The organism is Pseudomonas idahonensis, from assembly GCF_037903935.1.
Taxonomy (GTDB): Bacteria; Pseudomonadota; Gammaproteobacteria; order Pseudomonadales; family Pseudomonadaceae; genus Aquipseudomonas; species Aquipseudomonas danubii.
Map to the genome: position 1 here is coordinate 89,229 of NZ_CP149586.1, position 26,365 is coordinate 115,593.

Here is a 26,365-nt window from a genome sequence, read left to right on the forward strand (position 1 = left end):
GGTAATCCTTCGGATCTTTCATGATGCCGGTTGCTCGCCAGACCCTGCGTACCTGGTTCCATCGCCCCTGGTTGCTGGCGACGCTGGCGGCTGTGCTGAGCGCGGCGGTGTTGTTGCTGGGCAGTGCCGGAGTGGCCATGCATCAGGTCCAGCAGCGAGAAAGCCAACAGATGAACGCCCAGGGCCAGCGTTTTCTGGAGCGCCTGGAGCAACTGTTCGGGCAACTGCGTGAAGGCCTGGATGTACTGGAGGCCCAGCCGCTGCGCGAGTGCAACGCCGAGCTGATCGCAGCCCTGCAGCAGGTCAGCTACAGCTATCGCTTCATTTATGAAGCGGCCTACATGGATGCCACCCAGACGTGCTCAAACTGGCCGCGACAGAATCTCCTGCCCTCGCCCAGGGCTCCGGATATCCGCGGGCCGACCTACAGCTACTGGCTCAACACCTCGACCCAACCCAATGAAAACCTCGCTGCTCTGATGCTGGGGCGGGGCAATTTTCGCGTGGCCACCTCCCGTGGGCACTTGACCGATGTGGTGGACCTGCCGGCCGGTGGCAGCCTGATGGTGGTGGTCGAGCATGGCTCCCGGGCGATTCCGGTACTGGGTCAGGCCCGTTCCTGGCCGCCGGTGGAGCCCTGGCGCGCCAGTCGCGAGGGGCCGCTGCAGGTCACCCCGGACCTGCTGATTTATCGCATGCCGACCCAGAATCCCGAGTACCAGTTGGTGCTGATCACGCCCCGGGCCAGCCTGCAGGCGGAAGTACTCGATGGCTGGTGGTGGTTGTTACCGTTCAGTCTGTTGCTGGCGCTGTTTATCGGCGGGCTGGTGTATCAGTTGGCGCGGCAGCGCCAGTCGTTGGGAGCAGAGCTGCAAGGGGCGCTGCGACGCGGTGAGCTGCAGGTGCTGTACCAGCCGATCTTCGACCTCAACAGCAGGCTCTGTGTAGGGGCCGAAGCGTTACTGCGCTGGCGGCGTCCGGACGGCACCCTGACCAGTCCCGATCTGTTCATTCCGTTGGCGGAAAACACTGGGCAGATCCGCCAGATCACCGACTTCGTCCTGCAGCGTCTGCTGGAGCAACTGGGGCACGTACTGCGAGCCAATCCCCAGCTGTATATCTCGGTCAACCTGGCGGCCTGTGATGTCATGGTGCCGCGCATCGGTCAGGTCATGGCGCGGCTTCTGGCCTTGCACAAGGTGGCGGCGCGACAGATCGCCTTCGAGGTCACCGAGCGTGGCCTGATCGACGTGGTGGTGGCGCGCAACAACCTGCAGGCCTTGCGGGATGTCGGGCATCAGGTGCTGATCGATGACTTCGGCACCGGCTACTGCAGCCTGGCCTATCTGCAAAGCCTGCCAGTGGATTGCCTGAAGATCGACAAGGCCTTTATCGACGCCTTGGGTCACGATGCTGCCAGCAGTGGCGTGGCGCCCCATATCATTCGCATGGCCCACGCCTTGAATCTCACGGTGATCGCTGAGGGCATCGAATTCGAGGACCAGGCTTCGCTGCTCAGCAGCGAGGGGGTGAGCTTCGGTCAGGGTTGGCTGTTCGCCCATGCCCTGAGTGCCTTGCAGTTTACCGAGCTGATTACCCGAGGCCGGCGTCTGGTGCCCCGGCGCCTGGATGATGAAGCCTGAAGCCCTAGAGCGGCAGGGCCAGATAGAACTGGGTGCCCTGCCCCGGCCTTGAGTAGACGCCCATGCGTCCACCGTGGAGCTGGACGATTTCCTTGCACAGGGCCAGTCCGAGCCCGGCGCCGCCTTTCTTGCGTCCGACCTGAACGAAGGGTTCGAAGATCCGACCCTGCTGACCGTAAGCGATGCCCTCGCCATTGTCCTCGACGCTGACAATCACCCGTTCGCCATGGCGCCTGGCCTGCAGGCGGATCTGGCCGCCACTGGCGGTATGGCGCAGGGCGTTGTCGATCAGATTGTCCAGGACCCGTTCCAGTTGCGGACGGTCGGCGTGCAGGCGCGGCAGTGGCGCCTGGATCTCCAGCAGCAGGCTGATGTCCTGCCGCTGCGCCTGTTCGTTGAAGCGGCCCTGGGCCTGCTCCAGCAACTCTTCCAGGGGACAGGGCGCGAGAGTGAGTTTCTGCAGGCCATTCTGATAGCGGGAAAAATTCAGCAGGTCGTTGATCAGTTGCATCAGCCGCTGCATTTCTTCGTTGACTGTATTGAGCAGGTCGGTCTCCCGGGACTCTTCGGCAAAGTGCAGGCGTTCCTGAAGCAGGCCGAAGGCCATGTGCATGCCGGTGACCGGGGTTCGCAGTTCGTGGGAGGCGCGCAATACGAACTCGCTGCGTACCCGCTCGAATGCTCGCTGTTCGGTGACGTCATGAAGCACCATCACCGCGCCGAGAATATGGCCCTGGGTGTGGCTCACCGGGGTCAGGCTGTAGGTCAGCAGGCGCGATTCGCCATCGACCTCGATATCCAGGTCTTCCGGGGCCCGCTCCAGGTTGCCGCCACGCAGAACCAGCTGCAGCTGTTCATCCAGCTCCGGGCGTTGCAGGGCGCTGCCCAGGCCCTGGCCGAGGCGCTCCTGGTCCCAGCCCAACTGCCGTTGGGCCACGGGGTTGAGGTGCTCCAGGCGGCCTTGGCGGTCGATCATCAACAAGCCGTCGTCGATGCTGTCGAGCACCGCCTGCAAGCGCTGCTGGCCGGCCAGCAGTTCGTCGACATTGGTGGCCTGATGCTGGCGCAGGGCTTCGGCCATGATGCCGAAGCGGCGGGTCAGCAGGTTCATTTCCGCGGCGGCCGAGATCGGCAGGGTGACGTCGAAATTGCCTTGGCCGATCTTGTCCGCGGCCTTGGCCAGGGCTTCGATCGGTCCGCCAAAGCGCCGGGCAATGGCGTGGGCGGTGATGAAGCCGATGATCAGCACCGCCAGGCCGACCAGGCCCAGCAAGCCGGCTACCAGCAAGGCACGGTCCCGGGCCTGGCGTTCCACCTGGCTGATGTTGTCCAGGGCCCGCTTGTGTTCGTTGATCAGGCCGTTGCGCAAGGTATTGAAACGCTCGGTCAGCGCCTCGTTGTTGTTCAGGCTCGCGGCAGTGTTGCTGTGTTCGAAGGCCTGGTAGAAGCTCAGGTAGTCGCTGCGGGCCTGCTTGAAACCACCCACGGACGGGTTCTGCTGTTCGTGGGCGATGCCCTGGTCGAGGAGGTCCAGGTAGTGCTGCCGCGAGGCTTCCAGGGCTGCGGAGTCGGGCTTGTTGCTGAGCATGATGATCAACTGATCACCCAGGGTCTGGCGCAGCTTGAGCCCCAGATCCAGGGTGATGAAGTTGTTGCGGATCAACGATTCCTGGGTACTGGCCATCTGCATCACGCTGACCAGCCCGAGCACCAGCCCCAGCAGGGCCACGGTGATCAGGGCCGAGATGCTCAGAAACAGCCGGGTCCGCAGTTTCATCGCTAACTTCATAGGGTGATGCTCACAGGTTGTACTGTTTGCGCTTGCGGTACAGGGTCGAAGCGTCGATGCCCAGGGTCTTGGCCGCTTGGTCCAGGGTGTCGCTGGTGGCCAGGACTGCGCCGATATGGGCTTTTTCCAGTTCGTCCAGGCTCAGCGCGGCACCGATTCGCGGGGCGTTGTTGGTGGGCTGTTCGGCCATGCCCAGATGGCTGATTTCAACCCGTTCCTGGGGACAGATGATGCTTGCCCGCTCCACCACGTTGCGCAGTTCGCGGATGTTGCCCGGCCAGCGGTAATTGAGCAGGGCTTCCCGGGCGTCGTCGCTGAAGCCTCGGGCCGGTCGCGAATACTCTTTGACGAAGCGTGCAAGAAAGCGGTCGGCCAGGGTCAGGATGTCTTCGCTGCGTTCGCGCAAGGGCGGCAAGTGCAGGGTGATCACGTTCAGGCGGTACAGCAGGTCTTCACGGAAGCGTCCGTCGCGCACCATGTCCTCGAGATTGAGGTTGGTGGCGGCAAGGATGCGCACGTCGGCCCGGCGAGTCACCGGGTCGCCGACGCGCTCGTACTCCTTGTCCTGGATAAAACGCAGCAGCTTGGGCTGCAGGGTCAGGGGGAAGTCGCCGATCTCGTCGAGGAACAGGGTGCCGCCATCGGCCTGGTTGACCCGGCCCAGGGTACTTTCGCTGGCCCCGGTAAAAGCGCCGCGGCTGTGGCCGAAAAGTTCGCTTTCCATCAGCTCGGCGGTCAGCGATGGGCAGTTGATGGTCACGCAGGACTTCTTCGCCCGTTTGCTCCAGCCGTGGATGGCCCGGGCCAGTTCGCCCTTGCCGGTACCCGACTCGCCGAGGATCAGGATATTGGCATCGGTGCTGGCCACCTGGCGGGCGGTTTCCAGTACCACTTTCATCGCCGGACTGTGGGAGTCCAGGCCGTCCTTGGGTTTGCGCACTTCGCCTTCCAGGGCTTCCAGGCGCGCCGAGAGCTGGCGCACTTCCAGTTGCTTGGCGGTAGCCAGGCGCAGTTGGTCGGGGCTGCAGGGTTTGACCAGGTAGTCGGCGGCACCGGCCTGGATTGCGTCCACCGCCGTGTCCACGGCGGAGTGGGCAGTGACGATCACCACCCGCATCCAGGGCGCTTGAGTACGCATCTGGGCCAGCACATCAAGGCCGTTGTCTTCCCCCAGGCGCAGGTCAAGGAAACACAGGTCGAACACCTGGCGTTGCAACAGCGTATCCGCCTGGGCCGCGCTGTTGGCGGTGGCCACGGTATAGCCCTCGTCTTCCAGGCAGTAGCGGAAGGTGCGGAGGATGGCGGATTCGTCATCCACCAGCAGGATGCGGCCTTGATTCTCCGGCGCTGACTCCATTTCCCAGGCTCCTTTAATGAATGATCTTATTTAGTCCCAGAAAAATCGGGCAAGTTGCAAGGTTGATTCTGATCCATTCCACGGCCTGAAGGTTAGATATCTCCGCCGGAAATGGCTAACAGACTGAAATCCCTAATGTTTTGCCAAGGCTAGACCCTGGGTGGGTCTGTATCAGGCTGTCCGCGGCTCGGCAAAGTTCCCCCTCTGATCAAAAAGCCATGGACCCGGAACGGTCCGATCGTGCATTTCGCACGGTTGGCCGGTGGGGATCGTGCAGGATGCGTGTGAGTGGGCGTCTTTGAATTGATTTAAGTCATTGATTTTATTGAATTATTTATATGATTAAAAGCTGGCATGCAGACTGCAATATCCCTCTCATCGTGAAGCGCAAGTCAGGGCTTCCATAACAACATCACCACCAGTGTGGGAGGAGTTTCAGGATGAATCGCCAAGGTCTTGCCCAATTGCGTATCGCGCCACTGCATCTCCAGCAAGGCCTGTTTGCCAGCCTGGCGTTACTGGTCACCTTGATCGCCGGACAGCAGTTCCAGCGTTGGCAGGATAGCCAGGCACCCGCCCCGCGCGTGCCGGCTCATCACTTCACCCAGACCCATTTCAGTTCGGTGAGCAGTCAGCTCAACGATGCAACGCCAGTGCAACTGATGGCCGTCGACCAGGCACAACCGGTGCTTGAGGCTCCGCGTCAGGAACGCTGGGTGTTCTAGGCACCAAGGTCTGGGCCGCATTCGGCGGCGCACGACCGGCTTCATAGGCAGCACCCCTGAGCACTATTAATAGAAGAGTAAGGAGAATCATCATGCTGAGCTGGGCAATCACATTCCTGATCATTGCCATTGTCGCTGCGGTCCTGGGCTTCGGTGGTATCGCGGGCACCGCCACGGGTATCGCCAAGATTCTCTTTGTCGTGTTCCTGGTGATGTTCATCGCTTCGTTCTTCTTTGGCCGTCGTGGTCGAGGCTGACCATGAGTCTTTCGTTGAAAACATTGGCTGCCACGCTGCTGCTGGGCGTCAGCGCCCTGGCGTCGGCGGCCAATGATGGCCAGGCACGTACCAACCAACTGCTGGGTTCGGACCCGCAGTTTCGTGACACCTGGCAGGGGGTTGTGCACAAGGAAGAGCGCTTGCCTGAATGGGTGATGAACCTGTCGGGCGATGCTCAGCAACAGATGAACGCAGTGACTGAAGACGGCGATCAGTACCTAGTTGGACCGCTCTGCGAGACTGCGCAGAGTTGTCAGAACCAGCGCCTGATCGTGGCCTTCAGCTTCGACAAGAAGCATGCCTACGCGATGTTGGTGGAGGTGCCTGCGGGCTTGCCTGCGGACAAGTCACCGACCCGTCACGCGAGCTACCGCTTTCTCGGCAAACCCGATGAAGGAATGCGGGCATTGCTTCAGGAGCAGTTGCGCAAAGACCCGAACTGGTACTGAGCGCGCATTGCCGATTTTGCATAACAGCTAGAAGAAAGGGCCGCCCTGGCTCTTTCGACTGTTGCACCACCCGAGGAGGGTGAGTGCATGACCAAGGGGTCGGGACGTTCTGATCCACCGATGATCGGAGTGACCTAGGGGTACAGGGAGTGCCTCCGCAAGGGCCGGGTCAGGAAAGAGCAGCGGCGTAAGCTCCCAGGTCGAGCATCGACTTGACGAGCTTGCGGCGTGCTTGAAGAGCAAAGTCTTGTCCTAGAGCCATCGGTCCGTCTTTTTCGTGATTCCCCAAGGAAAAAAACTTCCTTTGACTCCAGTCAAACGTTTCCTGGTGTTTCTCTGCGACCGTATATCGAGAAACTTTGCGTCAATTGCGCAACCTTTCCGAACGCCCGAATCAGAGTAATCCTAAACTTTTTCAGACCTTTTCCTGACCCTTCCGACAAGCCTGCACGCCGCCTGAAATGGCCGTTTCACGGTATTTCTGCCTGCCGAAATGTCGTATTCGAACCGGTTGGGACGCCCGTTTAGTTTGTAAAAACTCATGCCGATTCGGCATAGGGTAGGCGTTTACGGCATTAGACGCGCCCCCCTAGCATCGGAATAGTTGCGCCTTTTTTCGCCCGCAGAGAGCCGTAAATGCTCGTTCGGGATGACCTTATACGGGGGCCGATGCACAAACTTTTCCGCCATTGAGCGTTCCAGTTCGCGCATCAGCCCGAGTCCAACTGAAGTAAGGGTAATGATATGAAGAAGGCAAAATTAAGCCTCGCCTGGCAGATCCTCATCGGTCTGGTCCTGGGGATTGCAATTGGCGCGCTGCTCAATCATTTCAGTGCTGAAAAGGCCTGGTGGGTCAGCAACGTTCTGCAACCTGCAGGCGATATCTTTATCCGCTTGATCAAGATGATCGTGATCCCGATCGTCATCTCCTCGCTGATCGTCGGCATTGCCGGTGTCGGCGACGCCAAGAAACTTGGCCGCATCGGTCTGAAGACCATCATCTACTTCGAAATCGTCACCACCATCGCCATCGTTGTGGGTCTGCTGCTGGCCAACCTGTTCCATCCGGGCGCGGGCATCGACATGAGCACCCTGGGTACCGTGGACATTTCCAAGTACCAGGCCACCGCCGCCGAAGTGCAGCATGAACATGCGTTCATCGAGACCATTCTCAACCTGATTCCATCGAACATCTTCGCGGCCATGGCCCGTGGCGAGATGCTGCCGATCATCTTCTTCTCGGTGCTGTTCGGTCTGGGCTTGTCGAGCCTGCAGTCCGATCTGCGCGAGCCGCTGGTGAAGATGTTCCAGGGCGTCTCGGAAAGCATGTTCAAAGTCACCCACATGATCATGAACTACGCGCCGATTGGTGTGTTTGCCCTGATCTCGGTGACCGTCGCCAACTTCGGTTTCGCCTCCCTGCTGCCGTTGGCCAAGCTGGTGATCCTGGTGTACGTGGCCATCGCCTTCTTCGCCTTCGTGATCCTCGGCCTGATCGCCCGCCTGTTCGGCTTCTCGGTGCTCAAGCTGATGCGCATCTTCAAGGATGAACTGGTGCTGGCCTACTCCACCGCCAGCTCGGAAACCGTGCTGCCGCGGGTGATCGAGAAGATGGAAGCCTACGGCGCGCCGAAAGCCATCTGCAGCTTCGTGGTGCCCACCGGCTACTCCTTCAACCTGGACGGCTCGACCCTGTACCAGTCCATCGCGGCGATCTTCATTGCCCAGCTGTACGGCATCGACCTGTCCATCAGCCAGCAATTGCTGTTGGTGCTGACCCTGATGGTCACCTCCAAAGGCATTGCCGGGGTTCCGGGCGTGTCCTTCGTGGTGCTGCTGGCCACCCTGGGCAGCGTGGGCATTCCGCTGGAAGGCCTGGCCTTCATCGCCGGTGTCGACCGGGTGATGGACATGGCGCGCACCGCCTTGAACGTCATCGGCAACGCCCTGGCAGTCCTGGTCATCGCCCGTTGGGAAGGCATGTACGACGATGCCAAGGGCCAGCGCTACTGGAACTCCCTGCCGCACTGGCGCAGCAAAGAGAAGCTGCCGGCAGGCGAAGCGTCCAAAGGCTAAGCGCCTCGGTGTAGGAACTGGCTTGCCGACGCAGAGGCCCTCAAGTCCTCTATACGGCTCAGACGCGCCTTCGCCGACAAGCCGGCTCCTGCAATGAACGAACCCCGGGTAATCCGGGGTTTGTCGTTTCTGCGGGCCCCGCTATCATTCGCCGCATCTTCCGAGGGATATGACCGATGCTCAATGGCCTGTGGCTTGGCTTCTTTATCGTAGCGACCGTGTCCGCCCTGGCGCAGTGGCTGGTGGGCGGCAACGCCGGGATCTTTGCCGCCATGGTGGAAAGCATTTTCGCGATGGCCAAGCTGTCGGTGGAGGTGATGGTGCTGCTGTTCGGCACCCTGACCCTGTGGCTGGGTTTTCTGCGGATCGCCGAGAAGGCCGGCATCGTCGATTGGCTGGCCAAGATCCTGGGCCCGCTGTTCAAGCGCCTGATGCCGGAAGTGCCGCCAGGGCACCCGGCCCTGGGGCTGATCACCCTGAACTTCGCCGCCAACGGCCTGGGCCTGGATAACGCTGCCACGCCGATCGGCCTCAAGGCCATGCGCGCCCTGCAGGAACTCAACCCCAGCGCCACCACCGCCAGCAACGCGCAGATCCTGTTCCTGGTGCTCAACGCTTCGTCCCTGACCCTGCTGCCGGTGACCATCTTCATGTACCGCGCCCAGCAAGGTGCGGCGGACCCGACCCTGGTGTTCCTGCCGATCCTCCTGGCCACCAGCGCCTCGACCCTGGTCGGCCTGCTGTCGGTGGCGGTGATGCAGCGCCTGCGTCTCTGGGACCCGGTGGTGCTGGCCTACCTGATTCCCGGGGCCCTGGCTCTGGGCGCCTTCATGGCGCTGCTGGCGACTCTGTCGGCCACAGCCCTGGCATCCCTGTCGTCGATCCTCGGCAACCTCACCCTGTTCGGTCTGATCATGCTGTTCCTGGTGATCGGTGCGCTGCGCAAGGTCAAGGTCTACGAGGCCTTTGTCGAAGGGGCCAAGGAGGGTTTTGACGTCGCCAAGAACCTCTTGCCGTACCTGGTGGCCATGCTGTGCGCGATCGGCGTATTGCGGGCGTCCGGGGCCCTGGATTTCGGCCTCGACGGGATTCGTCATCTGGTGGCCTGGGCCGGCTGGGATACACGCTTTGTCGACGCTCTGCCCACCGCCATGGTCAAGCCGTTCTCCGGCAGTGCCGCCCGGGCGATGCTCATCGAGACCATGAAGACTCAAGGTGTGGACAGTTTCCCGGCCCTGGCGGCGGCGACCATCCAGGGCAGCACCGAGACCACCTTCTATGTGCTGGCGGTCTACTTCGGTGCGGTGGGTATCCAGCGGGTGCGGCACGCGGTGGGCTGTGCCTTGCTGGCCGAGTTCGCCGGGGTGGTGGCGGCGATTGCGGTTTGCTATTGGTTCTTTGGATAAGCCTTCGCCGGCAAGCCGGCTCCTACGGAGGTTGTAGGAGCCGGCTTGCCGGCGAAAGGGCCGTTCATTGTTTCAGCGCCAGGTTGCCCTGCCCCACTGCCCAATCCACTACCTGCCGGGTCAGCGCATCGCTGGCCTGGCCAAACCCTGTCACCACCGCCGGCACTTGGGGTTCGCTCAGGGGTTGGCGCACTTCAAAGCGCCGGCTGGCGAGGATCTTCTGGTCATAACCTCGAATCAGCCGCGCATCCAGGCGGATCACCACCTGGACGGCGTTGCCCTGGTACTCGGTCTGAAAGGCTTGCAGGTCGCCGCCCAGGGCCAGGTCGGTCTGCAGGTTGCTGTCGTCGGTGCTCAGTAACTGCACCCGGCCATCGCGCTGGAAGCCGTCCAGCAGGCGGTTGCGCAGCAGGATCGGTGCCGGGTCGCTCCAGCGCGAAGCCTTGTAGCTGCTGATCAGGTTGCCCTGGGGAATCACCGCAATGCGTGCGCTGTTCAGCGCATCGCCAGCCTGCGGCTTGAGCAACTGCAGCGACCACGACAGTGCCTTGCCCCTGGCAGGGGTCGCGTTTTGCCCTACCGGCAGCCGGTAGATATCTAGTGGTTCGCCCTTGGGCAGGATCGAGCAGGCAGCGCTCAGGGCCAGGGTGCACCCCAGGGCCAGTCGGGCCAGCAGGTGACAGGCAGGCTTCATGGCGTGAACTCCTTGTTCTTCTCGTTACCCAGCAAGTAACCGCCGGGATTGGCTTCGAGGCGGCGGGTGATGGCTCGCAGCGAGCTCAGGGTCTCGCGCAGCTCGCGTACCGCCGGCGCCAGGCCGTTGAGCCCTTGCATGCCATTGTTCAGCGAGTCCTGGTTGTCGCTCAGCAGTTTGTTCAGGGTGGCGCTGCTCTGCTCCAGGTTGCGCATGGCGTGCTCGGCGCTGCCGAACATCTGCTTGCCCTGGTCGTTGAGCAGGCCGTTGGCATTGCGCATCAGCGCGGTGGTCTGTTCCAGCATGGCGCTGGTCTGCTTGCTGATAGAGCCCAGTTGCTGCATCAGCTGGCGCAGGTCGTCACGTTGTCCGGCGATGCTGGCCGAGGTTTTCTGCAGGTTGTCCAGGGTGTTGCTGACCCGCTCCACGTTGTCCGGGGAAAACATGCTGTTGGCGTTGTGCAGCAGCAGGTTGACCCCGGTCATCAGGTCATTGCTGTTGTTCAGCAGGCGGGCAATGGGCGATGGCGAGGCAATGATGGTCGGCAGGTGGCCGTCCTTGCCCTTGAGGGGCGGGCTTTGCGGTGTACCGCCGCTGAGCTGGATGATCGAGGTGCCGGTGATGCCGGTCAGGGCCAGCTTGGCCTGGGTGTCCTCCTTGATCGGGGTTTCACTGCCCAGGCGGATCTGCGCCAGTACCCGGCGCGGGTCCTTGGGGTCCAGGCGCAGGTTGACCACGTCGCCGACCTTGATGCCGCTGTATTGCACGGCGCTACCCTTGGACAGGCCGCTGACCGCCTCATTGAAGACAATCTGATAGTCCTGGAAGGCGCTGTCGACGCTGGACTTGGCCAGCCACAGGCCGAACAGCAGGGCGCCGGCCACCACGATCACGGTGAACAGGCCGATCAGTACATGATGGGCTCGGGTTTCCATGTCATCCCTCGTTGGTCTGTGTAGCGGCCTGGTAGGCCGCGCGGCCGCGTGGGCCATGGAAGTATTGGTGAATCCATTCGTCCGGGGTTTCGGCGACGATGTCGATGGCGTCCGCCACCAGTACCTTTTTCTGCGCCAGTACCGCCACCCGGTCGGTGATGGTGTAGAGGGTGTCCAGGTCGTGGGTGACCAGGAACACGCTCAGGCCCAGGGCATCGCGCAGGGTCAGGATCAGTTGGTCGAAGGCTGCCGCCCCCACCGGGTCGAGGCCGGCGGTGGGTTCGTCGAGAAACAGGATGTCCGGGTCCAGGGCCAGGGCACGGGCCAGGGCTGCGCGCTTGATCATGCCGCCGGAGAGCGAGGATGGGTATTTGTCGGCGGCCGACAGGGGCAACCCGGCCAGGGCCAGTTTCACCGCCGCCAGGTGTTCGGCGTCGCTGCGGGACAGGCCCGCATGCTCGATCAGTGGCAGGGCGACGTTCTCGGTCACTGTCAGCGAGGTGAACAGCGCGCCCTTCTGGAACAGCACGCCAAAGCGCCGCTCGATCAGGGAACGTTGCTGCTCCGGCAGGCTGGGCAGGTCCTGGCCGAAGACCCGCACCGAGCCTTCGCTGGGTTGGCGCAGGCCGACGATGCTGCGCAGCAGCACCGACTTGCCGCTACCGGAGCCGCCGACCACACCGAGGATCTCGCCCTTGTACACGTCCAGGTCGAGATTTTCGTGCACGCTCTGCTTGCCGAAGCGGTTGCACAGGCCACGGACCTCGATCACCGCCTCGGCGGGCGGGCGCGTCGGGCGGCTCACCAGCCCATCTCCATGAAGAACAGCGCGGCCACGGCGTCGATGACGATCACCACGAAGATCGACTGCACCACGCTGGACGTGGTGTGGGCGCCCACCGATTCGGCGCTGCCGCTGACCTTGAAGCCCTCCAGGCAGCCGATGGCGGCGATCAGGAAAGCGAAGATCGGCGCTTTGACCAGGCCCAGCAGAAAGTGCTTAACGCCGATGTCCGAGTGCAGCAGCGAAAGGAACATCGCCGGGGAAATATCCAGGGACAGGGCACAGACCACGGCGCCGCCGATGATCCCCGAGAGCATCGCCAGGAAGGTCAGCATCGGCAGCGCCACCAGCAGGGCCAGCACCCGAGGCAGCACCAGCAACTCCATCGGGTCCAGGCCCAGGGTGCGGATGGCGTCGATCTCTTCGTTGGCCTTCATCGAGCCGATCTGCGCGGTGAAGGCGCTGGCGGTGCGCCCGGCCATGAGGATCGCGGTCAGCAGCACGCCAAATTCCCGCAGGAAGGAAAACGCCACCAGGTCGACGGTAAAGATGCTGGCGCCGAAGTTGGCCAGCACCGTGGCCCCGAGAAAGGCCACCACTGCCCCCACCAGGAAGGTCAGCAGGGCGACGATGGGCGCGGCATCGAGGCCGGTCTGCTCGATATGCGCCACCACCGGGGTGATGCGCCAGCGCTTGGGGTGCAGCAGGCCCCGGGCCAGGGTTTCGAGGATCAGGCCGATAAAGCCCAGGACCTTCAGGGTGTCCTGCCAGACGGTGTAGACCGCACTGCCAATGCGTGAGAGCAGTTGCACGCTGACGGCAATCTCCGGTTCCTTGACCGGTACACAAAAATCGTTGAGCGAGCTGTAGACCGTATGCAGCAATGCGCGGTCGGCGGTGGACAGGGTGCAATCGGGGTGTTCGGCGGATTGCCCCAGGCGTTCGGTCCCCAGGAGTTCAACCAGCAGCGAGGCACCCGCGGTGTCCAGGGCTCCCAGGCCGTTGAGGTCGACGTGGGTGCTGCTGTCGTAGTGGCCGTTGAGGCTCTGGCAGAGGCGCTTGAGGTCGCTGTAGTGGGCCAGCGTCCAGTCTCCGCCGATGCGCAGTTGCGCCGGAGTGTGGGCGTTATCCAGTTGAGCGGTGCCGGGCGTCATGCGGGTATTCATAAGCTCCGAGCTTGTGTGGCGATTGCGCAGTGCTACGTAATAGCACGATCCCCGTTACTTTGCCTCGCCGCTCTTGGCTGGATCTTGATCTGGGTCGGTGATCTCGAAGCGCAGCACACCAATCACCTGTCCGTCCTCGGTGATCACCCGCACTTGCCATTTTCCCGCTGGGTTGCCGGGGAAATTCTGCTTGTGGGACCAGGCGCGGTAGCCCTCCTTGCGTCCGCCGTGAATATCCAGGGCGATGCGATCCACTTCGCTGCCGTTGAACTTCCAGACGTGATAGATGCGCTCGTCCAGGCCCCGGGGGGCGTTGATCGCGGTGTAGGCGTACAAACCGCTGCTGCGTACCTGGCTGGCACTCACCTGTTCCAGGCTGTCCCCGGGCGTGCGGTCCTGGAGTTGGGTGCTGATGGCGTCCTCGGTCAGCCACAGGGTGGCCGGCGGCACCCAGGAGCGCAGCAGCCAGCCGGTGCTGCCAATGGCCAGGGTGATACACAGCACCGCCAGTGCGCTGCGCACGCTGCGGATCGGCAGGATCGACGCCAGGCTCGGGAAGGACAGGAGCATGGCGATGCCCAGGGCCAGCTTGAAGCTCTGGGCCGTGGTCAGGTGCAGGATCAGCGGCAGGGCCGTGAGCAAGGCGGCGAACAGGGTCAGGGTGTGCAAGGCGAGGAACAGCCAGCGCCGCGGCGCCAGCCACTTGTAGTACAGCGGGTCGGTGATGGAAATCAGCGCTGCTGCCCCCAGCAGCCCGGTGAATACCAGTTGGCCGCTGTTCCAGCTGGTGGTGATGAAGAAGAACGGCAGGACGAAGAACAGGCTTTCCTGGTGGATCATTTGTGTCGCGTAGCGCAGCAGCGGTTGTGGGATCTCGCGCTTGAAGACCTTGGTGAACAGTTGGGTCAGGCTGTTTTCCAGCATCAGCCAGACCCAGCTCACCAACAGGATCACGGCGATCCACGAGGCCAGGCTCTGTTGCCGGTCCACCAGGATGAAGCTGCCGACTCCGGAGATGAAACCGCCGAGCGCAATGACCCCCGGGTAGCGCTTCATCAGTTCCAGAATGCGCTGAATATAGTGGGTCAGGTTAGGCATCGGGCGGGGTCACAGTCTTGGCAGGAAAAAACCGTGACAGGATACCTGTTGGCCGCGGCCTGTGGCGAGGGAGCAAGCTCCCTCGCCACACCGGCTAGAGGGTGCGCCGGCGGTACAGCAGGTAGCCGCCCAGGCTGCCGAAGACGATCAGGGCCAGCAGGCCGCCGGTCAGCCAGAGCAGTTGCTCGTCCCCCAACAGGGGTTTTTCGATTCGCACATAGCCCGGCTGTTGCAGCAATTGCTTCAGCGCCAGGTTGGCCTGCTTCAGGCTCACCGCCCGCAGGCGCTTGGCCGGGTCGCTGAAGCGGCCGTTGTCGAAGTCGCCGAGGGCACTCCAGTAGTAATCCGCCAAGGCGCTGTTGCCCTGCACTGCCCAAGCCTGGCGATCGATGGCGGCCTGCTTCAGGCGCTCGAAAGTCGCGGGGTCCAGACCGTCCTTGAGCAGTTTTGCCTTGAGCTGCTCGACCACCTGTCGGGCCTGGGGCAGGTCATCGCGTTCGAGGTCGGCATTGAGGCTGAGAAAACCGACGCTGCCAAACACTTCACGGTCGCTCCAGGGGCCGTAGGACAGCTCATGCTCCAGGCGCAACTGACGGTATAACGCCCAGTCCAGATACTCCTTGAGCAGGTCGAAGGTCTCGTCGTGCTGCTGCTCCAGCAGGGGTTCGGGAAACAGCCAGTGCAACTGTGCGCTCTGCCCTACCCAGCCATGGATCAAGTTGCGCTCGGCGGCGGCCGTGCCCTGGATCTGTGGCAGCTCGCGGTGCTCGCTGGGCTCTACCGGCTCGAGGGCGCCGTAGGTGCGTTCCAGATAAGCCGGCAGCAGGCGATCCAGTTCGCCGACGACGATCAGGGTCATGTTGTTGGGGGCGTACCAGTCTTTGCGCACTTGCTCCAGCTGGGCCAGGGTCAAGTGCCCGACTTCGGCGCGCTCGGCGCATTTGAGCCCCAGTTCCACCGCCAGCTGGTTGCCGGCCTTGTGGCCCAGGTCCTGGCGGTCGAGCCAGCGTTGCAGGTGCGAGTAATGGCCGCCGTCTTCGCGCTCCACCACCTGTTTGGCGGCGGCCACGGCGTTGTCGCCAAGGTGGGTGCGGGTGAGCAATGCCAGCAGCAGATCGAGGACCTTGCGCTGGTTTTTCGCTGGGGCTTCGATGACGAAGGTGGTGTCGGCATTGCTGGTATAGGCGTTCCATTCGCCGCCCAGGGCTTGCATGCGCTCTTCCAGGCCGCCCTCGCCGCTGGCGTCGATGCCGCTGAACAGCAAGTGTTCAAGCAAGTGCGGCAGTTCCTTGTCGGCACAGGGGAAATCGTCCAGGCCGACGCCCACCACCAGGCGGATCGCCACATGGCCGCGTTCGCTACCGGGCTTGAGCAGCAGTTGCAGGCCGTTGGGCAGGGTGTAGCCCTCGACCTGGAAACGATCCAGGGCCCATCCTTGTGCACTGCCCAGCAACAGGCAGGCGAATAACAGACAACGCATAACAAGCTTCCTTACGGCGTGCGTAAGTTTTAGAGACTTCAGATCACTCTGGACGTTCAGGGTGAATGGGTGATGTCAGCCATGTTCTCGATTTCCAGCGCCCCGGTGTCCGAGGTTTCCAGGACCACGTAGGCGCTGCTGCAGAACAGCGAGTTGAGACGCTTCATGTCGGCGATCAGTTCCAGGTGCAGGGAGCTGGTCTCGATGCTCTGGACGATCTTGCGCTGCAGCCGGCTGACGTGGGCGTGGGCCAGGCGCCGTTCCTGGGCGCGGAAGCGGCGTTTCTCCCGCAGCAATTGACGTGCGCTTTCCGGGTCGGCGCTGAGAAATACCGAGAGTCCCAGGCGCAGGTTGGCGATCAGTTGCGCGTGCAGTCCGGTCAGCTCTTCCAGACCCACTTCGGAGAAGGAGCGGCGTTGCGACGTCTTCTGCTGCTGGACCTTGCGCAGCATGCGTTCAATCAGGTCGCTGGCCAGCTTGAGGTTGATCGCCAGTTCGATGATCTCCGCCCAGCGCCGGCTGTCCTGCTCGCTGAGGTCTTCCCGGGGCATTTGCGCCAGGTACAGCTTGATGGCGCTGTACAGCGCTTCGACATCCTCGCTCAGGGCGCGCATTTCCTGGGTAATGGCGGTCTGCTTGCCACGCAGCACATCGCGCATGGCTTCCAGCATATTGTCGATCAGGTCGCCGATGCGCAGGGTTTCCCGGGCGGCGTTGGCCAGGGCCAGGCTCGGGGTGGCCAGGGCAGTGGGATCGAGGTGCCGTGGTCGTGCACGGCCGTTGTCCTGGGGGCGCTCGGGCATCAGCCAGGCACAGAATCGGGCCATGGGGCCGACAGTGGGCAGCAGCAACAGGCAGCGGACGGTGTTGTACAACAGGTGGAAGCCGATCACCACTTCCTGGGGGCTGAAGTCCAGGCTATCCATCCAGTGGGCCAGCGGGTCGAGCACCGGAATGATCAGCAGCAGGCCGATCAGCTTGTACAGCAGGCTGCCCAGGGCCACCTGGCGTCCGGCGGTGTTCTGCATGCTGGTGCTGAGGAAGGCCAGCACCCCGCTGCCGATGTTGGCGCCGATCACCAGGCCGATGGCCACCGGCAGGCCGATCACCCCGGCCCCGGCCAGGGTGGCGGTCAGCAGCACCGCCGCCAGGCTGGAGTAGGACACCATGGCGAACACCGCGCCCATCAGCGCATCCAGGAGGATGTCGCCGGTGAGTGAGGCGAACAGCACCTTGACCCCTTGGGCGTGGGTAATCGGCGCTGCGGCTTCGACGATCAGTTGCAGGGCCAGGATGATCAGGCCCAGGCCGATGCCGACCCGGCCCAGCTGGCCGGCGCGAGTCTGTTTGCGCGACAGAAAGAAAATCACCCCGAGGAAGATCAGCAACGGTGACAGCCAGGACAGGTCGAAAGTCAGCACCCGAGCCATCAATGCGGTACCGACATCGGCCCCCAGCATGGTGGCCAGCGCCGGGGTCAGGGTCATCAGGCCCTGGCCGACAAAGGAGGTCACCAGCATCGCCGTGGCGTTGCTGCTCTGGACCATGGCGGTTACCAGGATGCCGGCGACGAAGGCCAGCGGTCGCCTGGCCATGTTCTGACCGATTACGTGGCGCAGGTTGGAGCCGTAGACCCGCAGGATGCCGGTACGGACGATGTGCGTGCCCCAGATCAGCAGGGCCACGGCGGAAAGCAGATTGAGCAGGGTCAGCATGAGAGGGCCCCCCTGGGGTGAAGAGCCCCAAGCGGGGCCAATGGACGTTGTTGCGCGAGGTTCTACGTTATGTACTTAAGCTGTAGTTGGCTAACGCACAGGACGCCAGCATCGCATAGCTAAACCGGTGATTGAAACAAAACTGTCATGAAAACAGCTGCCTGCAGCCGTGAAAAAGGGGCTCGTAAGCCCCTTTTTCTGTAGCGCGTTGGCGGTTTATTGACCAGGAATGTCCTTGCGCAGTTTCACCGGGTCCTGCTGTTTTTTCTTCTTCGCGATGGCGGTGCGCATCTTGATGTTGATGGCTTCCACCGCCAGGGAGAAGGCCATGGCGAAGTAGACGTAGCCTTTTGGTACGTGCACTTCGAAGGCCTCGGCGATCAGTACGGTACCGACCACCAGCAGGAACGACAGCGCGAGCATCTTCAGCGACGGGTGCTTGTCGATGAATTCGCTGATGGCGCCGGCCGCCAGCATCATCACCAGGACCGCGACAATGATCGCCGCCACCATGACCGGCACATGGGACACCATGCCCACTGCGGTGATGACCGAGTCCAGGGAGAAGACGATGTCGATGATGGCGATCTGGATGATGGTGTAGATGAAGTTGCCGCCCTTGCCTTTGGGTTCATCCAGGGTTTCGTCTTCACCTTCCAGTGCGTGGTACATCTCCTGGGAGCTTTTCCACAGCAGGAACAGGCCGCCGAAGAACAGGATCAGGTCCCGCCCGGAAATGCCTTGGCCGAAGACCACGAACAGATCGGCCGTAAGGCGCATGACCCAGGTGATCGACAGCAGCAACAGAATCCGCGTGACCATGGCCAGGGCCAGGCCGAAGATCCGGGTGCGCGCCTGCATGTGCTTGGGCATGCGGCTGACCAGGATCGAAATCATGATGATGTTGTCGATGCCCAGGACGATTTCCAGGGCGGTCAAGGTAAAGAAGGCAACCCAGATTTCCGGGTTGGTCAGCCATTCCATGTGTATTCCTTTGAGCGGTTGTTATGGCCCGGTCCGGGAAGCCGGCCCGAGCGAAGAATCATTGCTTTTATAGCGTGCTGAACAGCGGAAAAATCCCCATCAGCAGAGCGGCGAACATTATGCACAGACAGACCAGAACTGCCCACTTGAGGGTGAAGCGCTGGTGATCGCCGAACTCGATGCCAGCCAGGGCCACCAACAGATAGGTCGAGGGTACCAGCGGGCTGAGCAAGTGCACCGGTTGGCCGACGATCGACGCCCGGGCCATTTCCACCGCCGTGATGCCGTAATGACTGGCGGCTTCTGCCAGCACTGGCAATACGCCGTAGTAGAAGGCGTCGTTGGACATGAAGAAGGTGAACGGCATGCTCACCAGCGCGGTGATCACCGCGAGATAGGGCCCCAGGGCTTCAGGGATCACTGCCAGCAGGCTCTTGGACATGGCGTCGACCATGCCGGTACCGGACAGGATGCCGGTGAAGATACCGGCAGCGAAGATCAGCCCGACCACTGCCAGCACGCTGCCGGCGTGGGCCGCGACCCGGTCCTTCTGCTGCTGCAGGCAGGGGTAGTTGACGATCATGGCAATACTGAAGGCCACCATGAACAGCACGGGCAACGGCAGCAGCCCGGCGATCAGCGCGCACATCAGGGCGAAGGTCAGGGCACCGTTGAACCAGATCAGCTTCGGACGACGGGCGTCGGGGTACTGCGAGACGCTGATTTCACTGTGATCGATCTCATCGCCCGCCAGGTGCAGTTCGCCCAGGCGTGCCCGTTCACGTTTGCCGTACAGATAGGCGATCGCCAGGATCGCCACCACACCGGCCAGCATCGCTGGGATCATCGGCACGAAAATGTCCGACGGGTCCACGTGCAAAGCGCTGGCGGCGCGGGCGGTCGGGCCGCCCCAGGGGGTCATGTTCATCACCCCGCCGGCGAGGATGATCAGGCCGGCCATGATCCGCGGGCTCATGCCAATGCGGCTGTACAACGGCAGCATGGCGGCCACGCAGATCATGTAGGTGGTGGCGCCGTCACCGTCCAGGGACACCACCAGGGCCAGCACGGCGGTGCCGACCGAGACCTTCAGCGGGTCGCCCTTGACCAGCTTGAGGATCTTGCGCACCGCCGGGTCGAACAGGCCGGAGTCGATCATCAGGGCGAAATACAGAATGGCGAACATCAGCATCACGCCGGTGGGCGCCAGCTTGGTGATGCCTTCGAGCATCATGGGACCGATCTTCGGTGCGAAACCGCCGAACAGGGCGAACAGGATCGGCACGATGATCAGGGCGATCAGCGCGGACAGGCGCTTGGTCATGATCAGGAACATGAACGTGATGACCATGGCAAAGCCAAGGAAAGTCAGCATGGGAATACTCCAGGCGTAGCGCGGCTAGGGAATGGCGAACCGGGTGGGATCAGCGCAGAACGGCAAGCACGAGGCGTACGGGGGGAGTCGAAGCGAACAGGCGGGTACGAGCGGACATCAGAATCACCATTGTTGTTGTTAATAGGGCCGGGAGCGCCAGAAACGCCCGCTGTGGCCAACCGGTCTTTTGCCGGTAGTGGAGGCGATCCTAATCGGGGAAGCTTTCAGCCAGCTTTCGGCATTGAAAGGAAACGGTGGATGTTGCGGCAGGCGACCAGCGGCATAAAGTGACGGGCATGGGCCCAAAAGAGGAATGCACATGAGTGAGTTGCACACCGGCGGCTGCCACTGCGGGCGGCTGCGCTACCAGTTCAGCGGGCCACTGCGGGATATCGCCCACTGTCATTGCTCGATCTGCCGCCGGGTCAGCGGCGGTCTGGTGACCACCTGGATCACTTTGCCCGCCCGGGCTTTCAAGTGGCTGGAAGGCGTTCCCGCGCGCTACGACTCATCTGCAAGTTGTGCGCGCTATTTCTGCGCTGACTGCGGTGCTCACTTGGCACTGGTTACCCACCTGAGCCAGGACAGCATCGATGTCACCATCGCCACTCTGGATCACCCGGAACGGGCGCCTGCGGACCGGCATATCTGGACCGACAGCCGGCTTCCCTGGCTGCACCTGGACGAGCAATTGCCGGAAGAACCCGAGGAAACACTGTAGGAGCAGGCTTGCCGGCGAAGCTTTCAAGGCAGCTCCAACCCACCCGCTGCCTTGTGCAGAGCCCGCAGGTGCTCGCCCACCTGCTTCAGATTGGCCTCGTTGGCGGCGATCTCGGCGGCCCGGGCTGGTTCGAGCAACGCCCGCACTTCCTTGTCCAGTTCGCCGGTCAGCGATTGCAGCTGTTTCTGCCGCTCACTGCTTTCGGACTCTAGGCGCTGCCATTCGCCGGGCTGGGGCAAGCCATAGCCGCTGCTGCCCAGCAGTTCCGCCGGTCGGCTGAGGAAGCCGCTGTTGGCGAGAATTTCCTGCAAGGTCTTGTTGGCTTTTTCCATGCCGCCATTCTTCAGTTCCCGGGCGCCCAGGTAGCGCTGCTTGACCTCGTCCTGGGCCAGCAACAGTTGCCGGCGATAGCTGGCCTGCTCCAGGAGCAGCAAGGCCGCGCTGGTTCGCAGGTCGGCCCGGTCGAACCACTCGCGGCGTTGCGCAGCGCTCAGTGACAGCCAGTCTTCGACGCTGGCCTGTTTGATCGGCAGGTGCTTTTTGATCACTTCGAACATGGCCTGGTAGCGGTCGCGGAAGGAGTCGAAGCGATAGCCCAGGCGCAGCGCTTCCCGGGGATCGTCGAGTACGCTGGTGTCCGCCAGTCCCCTGCCCTTGAGCACTTCCAGCAAGCCGTTGGGCATGATGCTGTCGAGGCCGATCAGTTGTTTGTTGTTGCTGCCGCTGCGCAGCAGCTTGAGGCTCTCCACTGCGCAGTTGTTGGACAGGAAGTAATAGTTGCCGTCATAGCTCCAGTGCATCTCGGCGGCGTGCTCCACCACTTCCTCGATCTCGCTGCGTGACAGCTTCAGGGGCACGGATGCCAGGCTGCGCAGTTCGGTCTTGGTGTATTCATCGATGACTTGCGACAGCGGCAGGACGAACAGCCGCGAAGGATATTTGCCCACCAGGCCATCCCAGCTGGACAACTGTACGTCGCCGACAAAGGCGCGGTAGGACAGCACCAGGTGTTGGTCCAGGTCCAGTCGGCAGTCCGGGCCACGGGGCCGGCCCGGTGCACAGATCACCAGGCGCAGCATGCTGTGGCCCCAGCGGCTGACCCAGTTCTGGTTGGCCTCGGCCAGCAGGTAGTCCACCGCGTAGACCCGTTCCGGGTCGACCTTGCCCAGGGGCGTCTTGGCGAAGTCGTTGCCGGCGTTGAGGAAGGCAAAGGACTGGGCACAATTGTCCTTGGCTGCTGGGGCCCAGGCGAAATGTTCCTGGTAGTAGCGATACAGCGCCGGGCGGCGGCAGGCGTAGCTCGGATCGAGGAGGAAGTACTCCATGTTCACCGCTACGAACTCTTTCGGGTTGGTGATCTCGTAGAGGTCCGGACTGCGGGCAACCTGCCGGTTGTGCTGTTCCCGCTCTCCGCGGCGACCGACATATTGCGGCCAGCCGGCCAGGTCCAGCAGCCGCGGGTCGTCGCTGAGGGTAAAGCGGCGATCGTTCTGGCCCCGGCACTCATCCGGCAGGCCGATCAGGCCGGAAGTACCGGTCTTGCGGGTGCAGCGCTGGATCAGGCTGCGTTCGGCGCTGGGCCATAAACGCGCACGATCATAAATATGGGTCAGTTCATGAAGTACGGTGGCGAGCAGTTCCCGGCGCACGGTGCCGTGGGGGCGACTGGTCTTCTGGGTCGCAGCCGAGCCATCGGCCAGGCTGGGCAACAGGGCACGATTGAGGTCCAGTTCCGCAACCAGGGATGCCGCGCCATAGGCATTGTCGGGCATCTGGTCGGTCCAGCCGACATCAATGGTGCGATCCAGTTGCTGGATGAAGCGCGGCGGCAGTGCCTGCATCGCTTCATCCAGCAGCGCCTGGCTGGCGCGTTGTTGCGCCGGGCTCAAACCATCGGTCTTGAGGCGCAATTGCAGGTCGGCTTGGGCGGTGCCACAGAGCAGCCCCAGGGTCCCGGCCAGCAGCCAGGCGAAAACTGGCTTCACAGAGCGAGGATAGCTTCGGCGAGGACCTGATCGCTGGCGTTACGGGCTTCCGGCAATTGGGTGCGCAGTGCAGTGAAGGCAGCTTCCAGTTGTGCGCCACGGATATCGCCATTGCTGGCGACAAAGCTGGCGGCATCGTCATGGGCTTCGCGTACGACTTTGGAGTCTCGGATCGAGGTGGTGGTGTCCGAGGTGAAATCGATCGTGCGGCCAGAGGCGCGGACGATGATATTACTGGTGGCCACCAGGGTTTGTGCCTGGGCCACGTCGGCCAACAACAGCAGGCCAAGGGTGGCGGCAATCAGCGGGCTACGCATGGAACGACTCCGGAATAACAGGGATGGCTATTGGACGAGAATTGCCTGCGCCAGTTCAAGGTCGCTGGCATGAAGTTTTGCCTGGTGTTGCCGCAGATACTTCAGTGCGGACTCCAGGCGTGCCCCACGCAGTTGGCCGTCGGTCGCAATGAAGGCGGCGGCGTCATCCTGGGCGGCGAGCAGCAGTTTATGGTCGAAGGGCGCCGAGGTCACCTGGCTTGTAGCGTAAGCCGTGATGACCGAGCTCTGGGTCGTCAGGTCAAATGCCTGCACCGAGGAGGCCCAACAGATAGCGATCAATAGTGGAGCGAAAAGCGAAATTCGGAACAAACCCAAGAGTCTCGACAGCTGAAAACCAGCGCCAAGGCTAGCGCAATGGCCCGGGCAGGGCCAGTGCAGAGGGTTTCAGGTGCGTACACGCACCTGAAATGGCAGGTCAAATCGCCAGGATTGCTTGAGCCAGTTGTGTGTCAGTGGCCTGCAACTGAGGGGCTTGTTGGCGGATGTGGGCGAAGGCACTTTCCAGTTTTACCCCGCGAATTGCGCCGTCGGTGGCGACGAAGCTGGCGGCGTCATCCCGGGCAGCGCGGACAATCTTGTTGTCGCGCAGGGAGGAGGTGACGTCGGAGGTCGCATCGGTCGTGGCCTTGAGGGCGCCGACAATGGCGTCAGTGGTCACGATCAGGCTAGTGGCGTGGGCATTGGCGGCCAGGGACAGCAGTGCGGCAGCGCTGAGCAGTCGAAGACGGGACATGGGTAACTCCTGTGAATGAAACAGACAATTAAAGGGCGCTGAGTGAGACGCCGGGCAGCCACTGCGAGGTGCTGTGTCCGATGAAACTGACGCAACTCGGAAGAAAATCGCTACGTCACTTCAGATATTAGGCTGAGCTTTTCTATTCGCACAGATCTGTGTCAGGGCTGGGGGCTGCCAACAATGAATTCATGACGCAGTCCTCGTCGAGACGTCGAACGATTGGCTTGCAGCATCAAGCTATTGGGTTTCTCGGCGAAGAGACAGATAGGCTGGGGTTTGAACTGTACCTATTATATTTTTGTTATTATTAAACTGTACCTGTCATTGGCTGGTACAGACTGTCCTCCACCTCTGAACGTTTGTCATCGGCCCACAACGACAAAACCCGTCGCAGTTTCCCGCGACGGGTTTTGTGTGTGCAATTCGGGGTGCTGGCGGTGGACCCGGAGGGTCAGAGCCAGCGACGCTGAGTTAGCGCCAGAACGGCTTGCTCAGCTCTTCGTAGCGTTGTGCTTCGCTGATCCCGGCATCGGCCAGCAGACGCGAATCCAGGCGAGCCAGTTGATGGCGGCTGGAGATGCGGCGCTGCCACAGCATCAGGTTGGCGATAACGCGCAGAGGCAGGGAAGCCTGGGTTTTTTCAGCTTTGTCTTCGAAGAACAGTTCGGAACTGAGTGTACGTTCCATGGTTGACATCCTTCCGCTTGTGGCGGGATCAGGTAGTGATTTAACTGGTGCCCATGATCCTCTTCCCGCGCAAGACTCTGTAGATACAGTTCACCTGTATTGTGAAGGACCAGTTAACTGTTTATAGAGGCTGTACTGTTCGTAAATGGCGCAACTGTACCTGTCAGCACCTTTTTGGTGCGTTTAGGCGGTTTTTGATTGGAAGTTAACGGTTTTAGGCGAGGGAAAGACCGGTACAGCAGTACAGTTTTTGTCGGCCTATGATGGGCGGCTGGCGAGCTGACGAAACTGTGTTTGCGTCAGCTACCAACTGTATCAATCACTCGGCGAGCATTTTCCCGGTTTCTTCCAGATTGATGTGCCAGCTCAGGGCATCACGCAGTATGTGTGGTGTGTGACCACCCAAGGCGCAGGCCTTGGTGAAGTAGTCATTCAGCGCGTCGCGGTAGGACGGATGCACACAGTTGTCGATGATCACCCGGGCCCGCTCACGTGGCGCCAGGCCACGCAAGTCTGCCAGGCCGATCTCGGTCACCAGGATGTCGACGTCATGCTCGGTGTGGTCCACGTGGCTGACCATGGGCACCACGCTGGAAATCGCCCCGCCCTTGGCAATCGACTTGGTGACGAAGATCGCCAGGTGCGCGTTGCGGGCGAAGTCGCCGGAGCCGCCGATGCCGTTCATCATCCGCGTGCCGCAGACGTGGGTGGAGTTGACGTTGCCGTAGATGTCGAACTCCAGGGCGGTGTTGATGCCGATGATGCCCAGGCGGCGCACCACTTCCGGGTGGTTGGAGATCTCCTGGGGGCGCAGCACCAGCTTGTCCTTGTAGCGTTCCAGATTGCCGAACACGTCGGCGTTGCGCCGGCTCGACAGGGTGATGGAGCTGCCCGAGGCGAAGCTCAGCTTGCCGGCGTCGATCAGGTCGAAGGTCGAGTCCTGCAGCACCTCGGAGTACATGGTCAGGTTCTCGAACGGCGACTCGATCAGGCCGCACATCACCGCGTTGGCGATGTTGCCGATGCCCGCCTGCAGCGGGCCGAGCTTGTTGCTCATGCGTCCGGCATCCACTTCCTGCTTGAGGAAGTCGATCAGGTGATTGGCGATGCCTTGTGTTTCGCTGTCCGGGGTGGACACGGTAGACGGCGAGTCGGACTGGTTGGTGATGACGATGGCGACGATCTTTTCCGCTGGGATCGGAATCGCGGTGCTGCCGATGCGATCGTCGACCTTCACCAGTGGGATTGGGGTGCGGGTTGGACGATAAGTCGGGATATAGATGTCGTGCAGGCCTTCCAGGTTCGGGTTGTGCGCCAGGTTGATCTCGACGATCACCTGCTTGGCGAAGATCGCGAAGCTGGCGGAGTTGCCCACCGAAGTGGTCGGCACGATATGGCCCTGTTCAGTGATGGCGACAGCCTCGATTACTGCAATGTCCGGCAGCTTGAGCTGCTGGTTGCGCAGTTGCTCGACGGTTTCGGAAAGGTGCTGGTCGATGAACATCACTTCGCCGGCGTTGATCGCCTTGCGCAGGGTGCTGTCCACCTGGAACGGCATGCGCCGGGCCAGGACGCCGGCTTCGGTGAGTTGCTTGTCCAGGTCGTTGCCCAGGCTGGCACCGGTCATCAGGCTGATTTTCAGCGGGGTCACCTTGGCCCGTTCGGCCAGGGCATGGGGCACGGCCTTGGCTTCACCGGCGCGGGTGAAGCCGCTCATGCCGACGGTCATGCCGTCCTCAATCAGGGCGGCAGCGTCGGCGGCGCTCATCACCTTATCCAACAACGAAGGCAAGCGGATACGATCACGGTACATGGATTGTTATCTCGGGCAACGGAAGCAAGAAGCGCAGTCTAGTGATTTCAAAAAAAAACGCCCCGCGACAAAGGTCGAATGAAAGGCCCTGATCTAGAGCCTTCTGTCGGCTTTATGGTGTAAATAAAAAA

24 protein-coding genes are annotated in these 26,365 nt (G+C 62.1%); 7 read left to right on the forward strand and 17 right to left on the reverse strand.

Annotated elements, in window-relative coordinates; translation table 11 throughout:
• The first annotated feature begins 23 nt into the window (after window positions 1-23).
• Window positions 24-1,643 (forward strand): EAL domain-containing protein, encoded by a 1,620-nt coding sequence (locus WIN67_RS00455; RefSeq protein WP_110652544.1) that lies wholly within the window; start codon window positions 24-26, stop codon window positions 1,641-1,643.
• A gap of 4 nt (window positions 1,644-1,647) precedes the next feature.
• On the opposite strand, the gene WIN67_RS00460 is transcribed toward WIN67_RS00455, so the two are convergent.
• Together WIN67_RS00460 and algB are read right to left on the reverse strand one after the other, a co-directional pair.
• The gene (locus WIN67_RS00460; protein ID WP_102881451.1) at window positions 1,648-3,432 is read right to left on the reverse strand and encodes a KinB sensor domain-containing domain; all 1,785 of its coding nucleotides are present in this window, start codon (window positions 3,430-3,432) and stop codon (window positions 1,648-1,650) included.
• 10 nt (window positions 3,433-3,442) lie between these two features.
• Window positions 3,443-4,789, reverse strand: a complete 1,347-nt coding sequence (gene algB / locus WIN67_RS00465) for a sigma-54-dependent response regulator transcription factor AlgB (protein WP_102881452.1) — start codon at window positions 4,787-4,789, stop codon at window positions 3,443-3,445.
• Between the two features lie 440 nt (window positions 4,790-5,229).
• Between algB and WIN67_RS00470 the strand changes: the two genes are divergently transcribed.
• The 5 genes from WIN67_RS00470 (at window position 5,230) to WIN67_RS00490 (ending at window position 9,723) form a co-directional block, all read left to right on the forward strand.
• Complete coding sequence (locus tag WIN67_RS00470; RefSeq protein WP_110594114.1) at window positions 5,230-5,514, forward strand: hypothetical protein; 285 nt, start codon at window positions 5,230-5,232, stop codon at window positions 5,512-5,514.
• A gap of 92 nt (window positions 5,515-5,606) precedes the next feature.
• Window positions 5,607-5,771: a DUF1328 domain-containing protein gene (locus WIN67_RS00475; RefSeq protein WP_003170804.1), complete on the forward strand. Its 165-nt coding sequence runs from the start codon at window positions 5,607-5,609 to the stop codon at window positions 5,769-5,771.
• 2 nt (window positions 5,772-5,773) lie between these two features.
• Window positions 5,774-6,241 carry an inhibitor of vertebrate lysozyme family protein gene (locus WIN67_RS00480; protein ID WP_102862504.1) on the forward strand — a complete coding sequence of 156 codons (468 nt, stop codon included), beginning with the start codon at window positions 5,774-5,776 and terminating at the stop codon, window positions 6,239-6,241.
• A 744-nt stretch (window positions 6,242-6,985) separates the two neighbouring features.
• The gene (gltP, locus tag WIN67_RS00485) at window positions 6,986-8,317 is read left to right on the forward strand and encodes a glutamate/aspartate:proton symporter GltP (RefSeq protein WP_102862505.1); all 1,332 of its coding nucleotides are present in this window, start codon (window positions 6,986-6,988) and stop codon (window positions 8,315-8,317) included.
• A gap of 176 nt (window positions 8,318-8,493) precedes the next feature.
• On the forward strand, window positions 8,494-9,723 hold the full coding sequence (locus WIN67_RS00490) for a nucleoside recognition domain-containing protein (protein ID WP_110594113.1): 1,230 nt from the start codon (window positions 8,494-8,496) through the stop codon (window positions 9,721-9,723).
• Window positions 9,724-9,787: 64 nt separating this feature from the next.
• On the opposite strand, the gene WIN67_RS00495 is transcribed toward WIN67_RS00490, so the two are convergent.
• The 9 genes from WIN67_RS00495 to WIN67_RS00535 form a co-directional block, all read right to left on the reverse strand.
• Window positions 9,788-10,417, reverse strand: a complete 630-nt coding sequence (locus WIN67_RS00495) for an ABC-type transport auxiliary lipoprotein family protein (protein ID WP_339070473.1) — start codon at window positions 10,415-10,417, stop codon at window positions 9,788-9,790.
• A complete protein-coding gene (locus tag WIN67_RS00500; protein ID WP_102862508.1) occupies window positions 10,414-11,352 on the reverse strand; it encodes an MlaD family protein in 939 nt (312 codons plus the stop codon). Before WIN67_RS00500 ends, WIN67_RS00495 begins: the two co-directional genes overlap by 4 nt.
• 1 nt (window position 11,353) lies before the next feature.
• Entirely contained in the window at window positions 11,354-12,157 is an 804-nt protein-coding gene (locus WIN67_RS00505) for an ABC transporter ATP-binding protein (RefSeq protein ID WP_102881456.1), read from the reverse strand.
• Complete coding sequence (locus WIN67_RS00510) at window positions 12,154-13,302, reverse strand: ABC transporter permease (RefSeq protein ID WP_102881457.1); 1,149 nt, start codon at window positions 13,300-13,302, stop codon at window positions 12,154-12,156. The genes WIN67_RS00505 and WIN67_RS00510 overlap by 4 nt, the downstream gene beginning before the upstream one ends.
• Before the next feature lie 54 nt (window positions 13,303-13,356).
• A complete protein-coding gene (locus WIN67_RS00515) occupies window positions 13,357-14,400 on the reverse strand; it encodes a DUF5924 family protein (RefSeq protein ID WP_102881458.1) in 1,044 nt (347 codons plus the stop codon).
• Between the two features lie 94 nt (window positions 14,401-14,494).
• Window positions 14,495-15,880 carry a M16 family metallopeptidase gene (locus WIN67_RS00520; protein ID WP_306394890.1) on the reverse strand — a complete coding sequence of 462 codons (1,386 nt, stop codon included), beginning with the start codon at window positions 15,878-15,880 and terminating at the stop codon, window positions 14,495-14,497.
• A gap of 56 nt (window positions 15,881-15,936) precedes the next feature.
• The gene (locus tag WIN67_RS00525) at window positions 15,937-17,595 is read right to left on the reverse strand and encodes a Na/Pi cotransporter family protein (protein WP_102881460.1); all 1,659 of its coding nucleotides are present in this window, start codon (window positions 17,593-17,595) and stop codon (window positions 15,937-15,939) included.
• 216 nt (window positions 17,596-17,811) lie between these two features.
• Window positions 17,812-18,579: a TerC family protein gene (locus WIN67_RS00530; RefSeq protein ID WP_102862514.1), complete on the reverse strand. Its 768-nt coding sequence runs from the start codon at window positions 18,577-18,579 to the stop codon at window positions 17,812-17,814.
• A gap of 67 nt (window positions 18,580-18,646) precedes the next feature.
• A complete protein-coding gene (locus tag WIN67_RS00535; RefSeq protein ID WP_102881461.1) occupies window positions 18,647-19,954 on the reverse strand; it encodes a CitMHS family transporter in 1,308 nt (435 codons plus the stop codon).
• Between the two features lie 319 nt (window positions 19,955-20,273).
• On the opposite strand from WIN67_RS00535, the gene WIN67_RS00540 reads away from it, so the two are divergent.
• Window positions 20,274-20,675, forward strand: a complete 402-nt coding sequence (locus tag WIN67_RS00540) for a GFA family protein (RefSeq protein ID WP_339070475.1) — start codon at window positions 20,274-20,276, stop codon at window positions 20,673-20,675.
• Window positions 20,676-20,698: 23 nt separating this feature from the next.
• Here the strand turns inward: WIN67_RS00540 and WIN67_RS00545 are convergent, their stop codons facing one another.
• The 6 genes from WIN67_RS00545 to WIN67_RS00570 all read right to left on the reverse strand — a co-directional run bounded on the left by WIN67_RS00545 (window position 20,699) and on the right by WIN67_RS00570 (window position 26,234).
• On the reverse strand, window positions 20,699-22,660 hold the full coding sequence (locus WIN67_RS00545) for a DUF4105 domain-containing protein (protein WP_102881463.1): 1,962 nt from the start codon (window positions 22,658-22,660) through the stop codon (window positions 20,699-20,701).
• Window positions 22,657-22,977: a DUF2388 domain-containing protein gene (locus WIN67_RS00550; RefSeq protein ID WP_102862518.1), complete on the reverse strand. Its 321-nt coding sequence runs from the start codon at window positions 22,975-22,977 to the stop codon at window positions 22,657-22,659. The genes WIN67_RS00545 and WIN67_RS00550 overlap by 4 nt, the downstream gene beginning before the upstream one ends.
• Window positions 22,978-23,004: 27 nt before the next feature.
• On the reverse strand, window positions 23,005-23,298 hold the full coding sequence (locus WIN67_RS00555; protein WP_404942562.1) for a DUF2388 domain-containing protein: 294 nt from the start codon (window positions 23,296-23,298) through the stop codon (window positions 23,005-23,007).
• 115 nt (window positions 23,299-23,413) lie between these two features.
• Window positions 23,414-23,731, reverse strand: a complete 318-nt coding sequence (locus tag WIN67_RS00560; RefSeq protein ID WP_102881464.1) for a DUF2388 domain-containing protein — start codon at window positions 23,729-23,731, stop codon at window positions 23,414-23,416.
• Between the two features lie 474 nt (window positions 23,732-24,205).
• Window positions 24,206-24,421: a DUF1127 domain-containing protein gene (locus WIN67_RS00565; protein WP_011058498.1), complete on the reverse strand. Its 216-nt coding sequence runs from the start codon at window positions 24,419-24,421 to the stop codon at window positions 24,206-24,208.
• 319 nt (window positions 24,422-24,740) lie between these two features.
• Window positions 24,741-26,234, reverse strand: a complete 1,494-nt coding sequence (locus WIN67_RS00570; protein WP_016963711.1) for an acetyl-CoA hydrolase/transferase family protein — start codon at window positions 26,232-26,234, stop codon at window positions 24,741-24,743.
• Between the last annotated feature and the right edge of the window lie 131 nt (window positions 26,235-26,365).

Bases quoted from the DNA above. Each gene is read 5' to 3' on its own strand.
- WIN67_RS00455 (WP_110652544.1), top strand. From the start codon at position 24: ATGCCGGTTGCTCGCCAGACCCTGCGTACCTGGTTCCATCGCCCCTGG.
- WIN67_RS00460 (WP_102881451.1), bottom strand. From the start codon at position 3,432: ATGAAGTTAGCGATGAAACTGCGGACCCGGCTGTTTCTGAGCATCTCG.
- algB (WP_102881452.1), bottom strand. From the start codon at position 4,789: ATGGAGTCAGCGCCGGAGAATCAAGGCCGCATCCTGCTGGTGGATGAC.
- WIN67_RS00470 (WP_110594114.1), top strand. From the start codon at position 5,230: ATGAATCGCCAAGGTCTTGCCCAATTGCGTATCGCGCCACTGCATCTC.
- WIN67_RS00475 (WP_003170804.1), top strand. From the start codon at position 5,607: ATGCTGAGCTGGGCAATCACATTCCTGATCATTGCCATTGTCGCTGCG.
- WIN67_RS00480 (WP_102862504.1), top strand. From the start codon at position 5,774: ATGAGTCTTTCGTTGAAAACATTGGCTGCCACGCTGCTGCTGGGCGTC.
- gltP (WP_102862505.1), top strand. From the start codon at position 6,986: ATGAAGAAGGCAAAATTAAGCCTCGCCTGGCAGATCCTCATCGGTCTG.
- WIN67_RS00490 (WP_110594113.1), top strand. From the start codon at position 8,494: ATGCTCAATGGCCTGTGGCTTGGCTTCTTTATCGTAGCGACCGTGTCC.
- WIN67_RS00495 (WP_339070473.1), bottom strand. From the start codon at position 10,417: ATGAAGCCTGCCTGTCACCTGCTGGCCCGACTGGCCCTGGGGTGCACC.
- WIN67_RS00500 (WP_102862508.1), bottom strand. From the start codon at position 11,352: ATGGAAACCCGAGCCCATCATGTACTGATCGGCCTGTTCACCGTGATC.
- WIN67_RS00510 (WP_102881457.1), bottom strand. From the start codon at position 13,302: ATGAATACCCGCATGACGCCCGGCACCGCTCAACTGGATAACGCCCAC.
- WIN67_RS00515 (WP_102881458.1), bottom strand. From the start codon at position 14,400: ATGCCTAACCTGACCCACTATATTCAGCGCATTCTGGAACTGATGAAG.
- WIN67_RS00520 (WP_306394890.1), bottom strand. From the start codon at position 15,880: ATGCGTTGTCTGTTATTCGCCTGCCTGTTGCTGGGCAGTGCACAAGGA.
- WIN67_RS00525 (WP_102881460.1), bottom strand. From the start codon at position 17,595: ATGCTGACCCTGCTCAATCTGCTTTCCGCCGTGGCCCTGCTGATCTGG.
- WIN67_RS00530 (WP_102862514.1), bottom strand. From the start codon at position 18,579: ATGGAATGGCTGACCAACCCGGAAATCTGGGTTGCCTTCTTTACCTTG.
- WIN67_RS00535 (WP_102881461.1), bottom strand. From the start codon at position 19,954: ATGCTGACTTTCCTTGGCTTTGCCATGGTCATCACGTTCATGTTCCTG.
- WIN67_RS00540 (WP_339070475.1), top strand. From the start codon at position 20,274: ATGAGTGAGTTGCACACCGGCGGCTGCCACTGCGGGCGGCTGCGCTAC.
- WIN67_RS00550 (WP_102862518.1), bottom strand. From the start codon at position 22,977: ATGCGTAGCCCGCTGATTGCCGCCACCCTTGGCCTGCTGTTGTTGGCC.
- WIN67_RS00560 (WP_102881464.1), bottom strand. From the start codon at position 23,731: ATGTCCCGTCTTCGACTGCTCAGCGCTGCCGCACTGCTGTCCCTGGCC.
- WIN67_RS00565 (WP_011058498.1), bottom strand. From the start codon at position 24,421: ATGGAACGTACACTCAGTTCCGAACTGTTCTTCGAAGACAAAGCTGAA.
- WIN67_RS00570 (WP_016963711.1), bottom strand. From the start codon at position 26,234: ATGTACCGTGATCGTATCCGCTTGCCTTCGTTGTTGGATAAGGTGATG.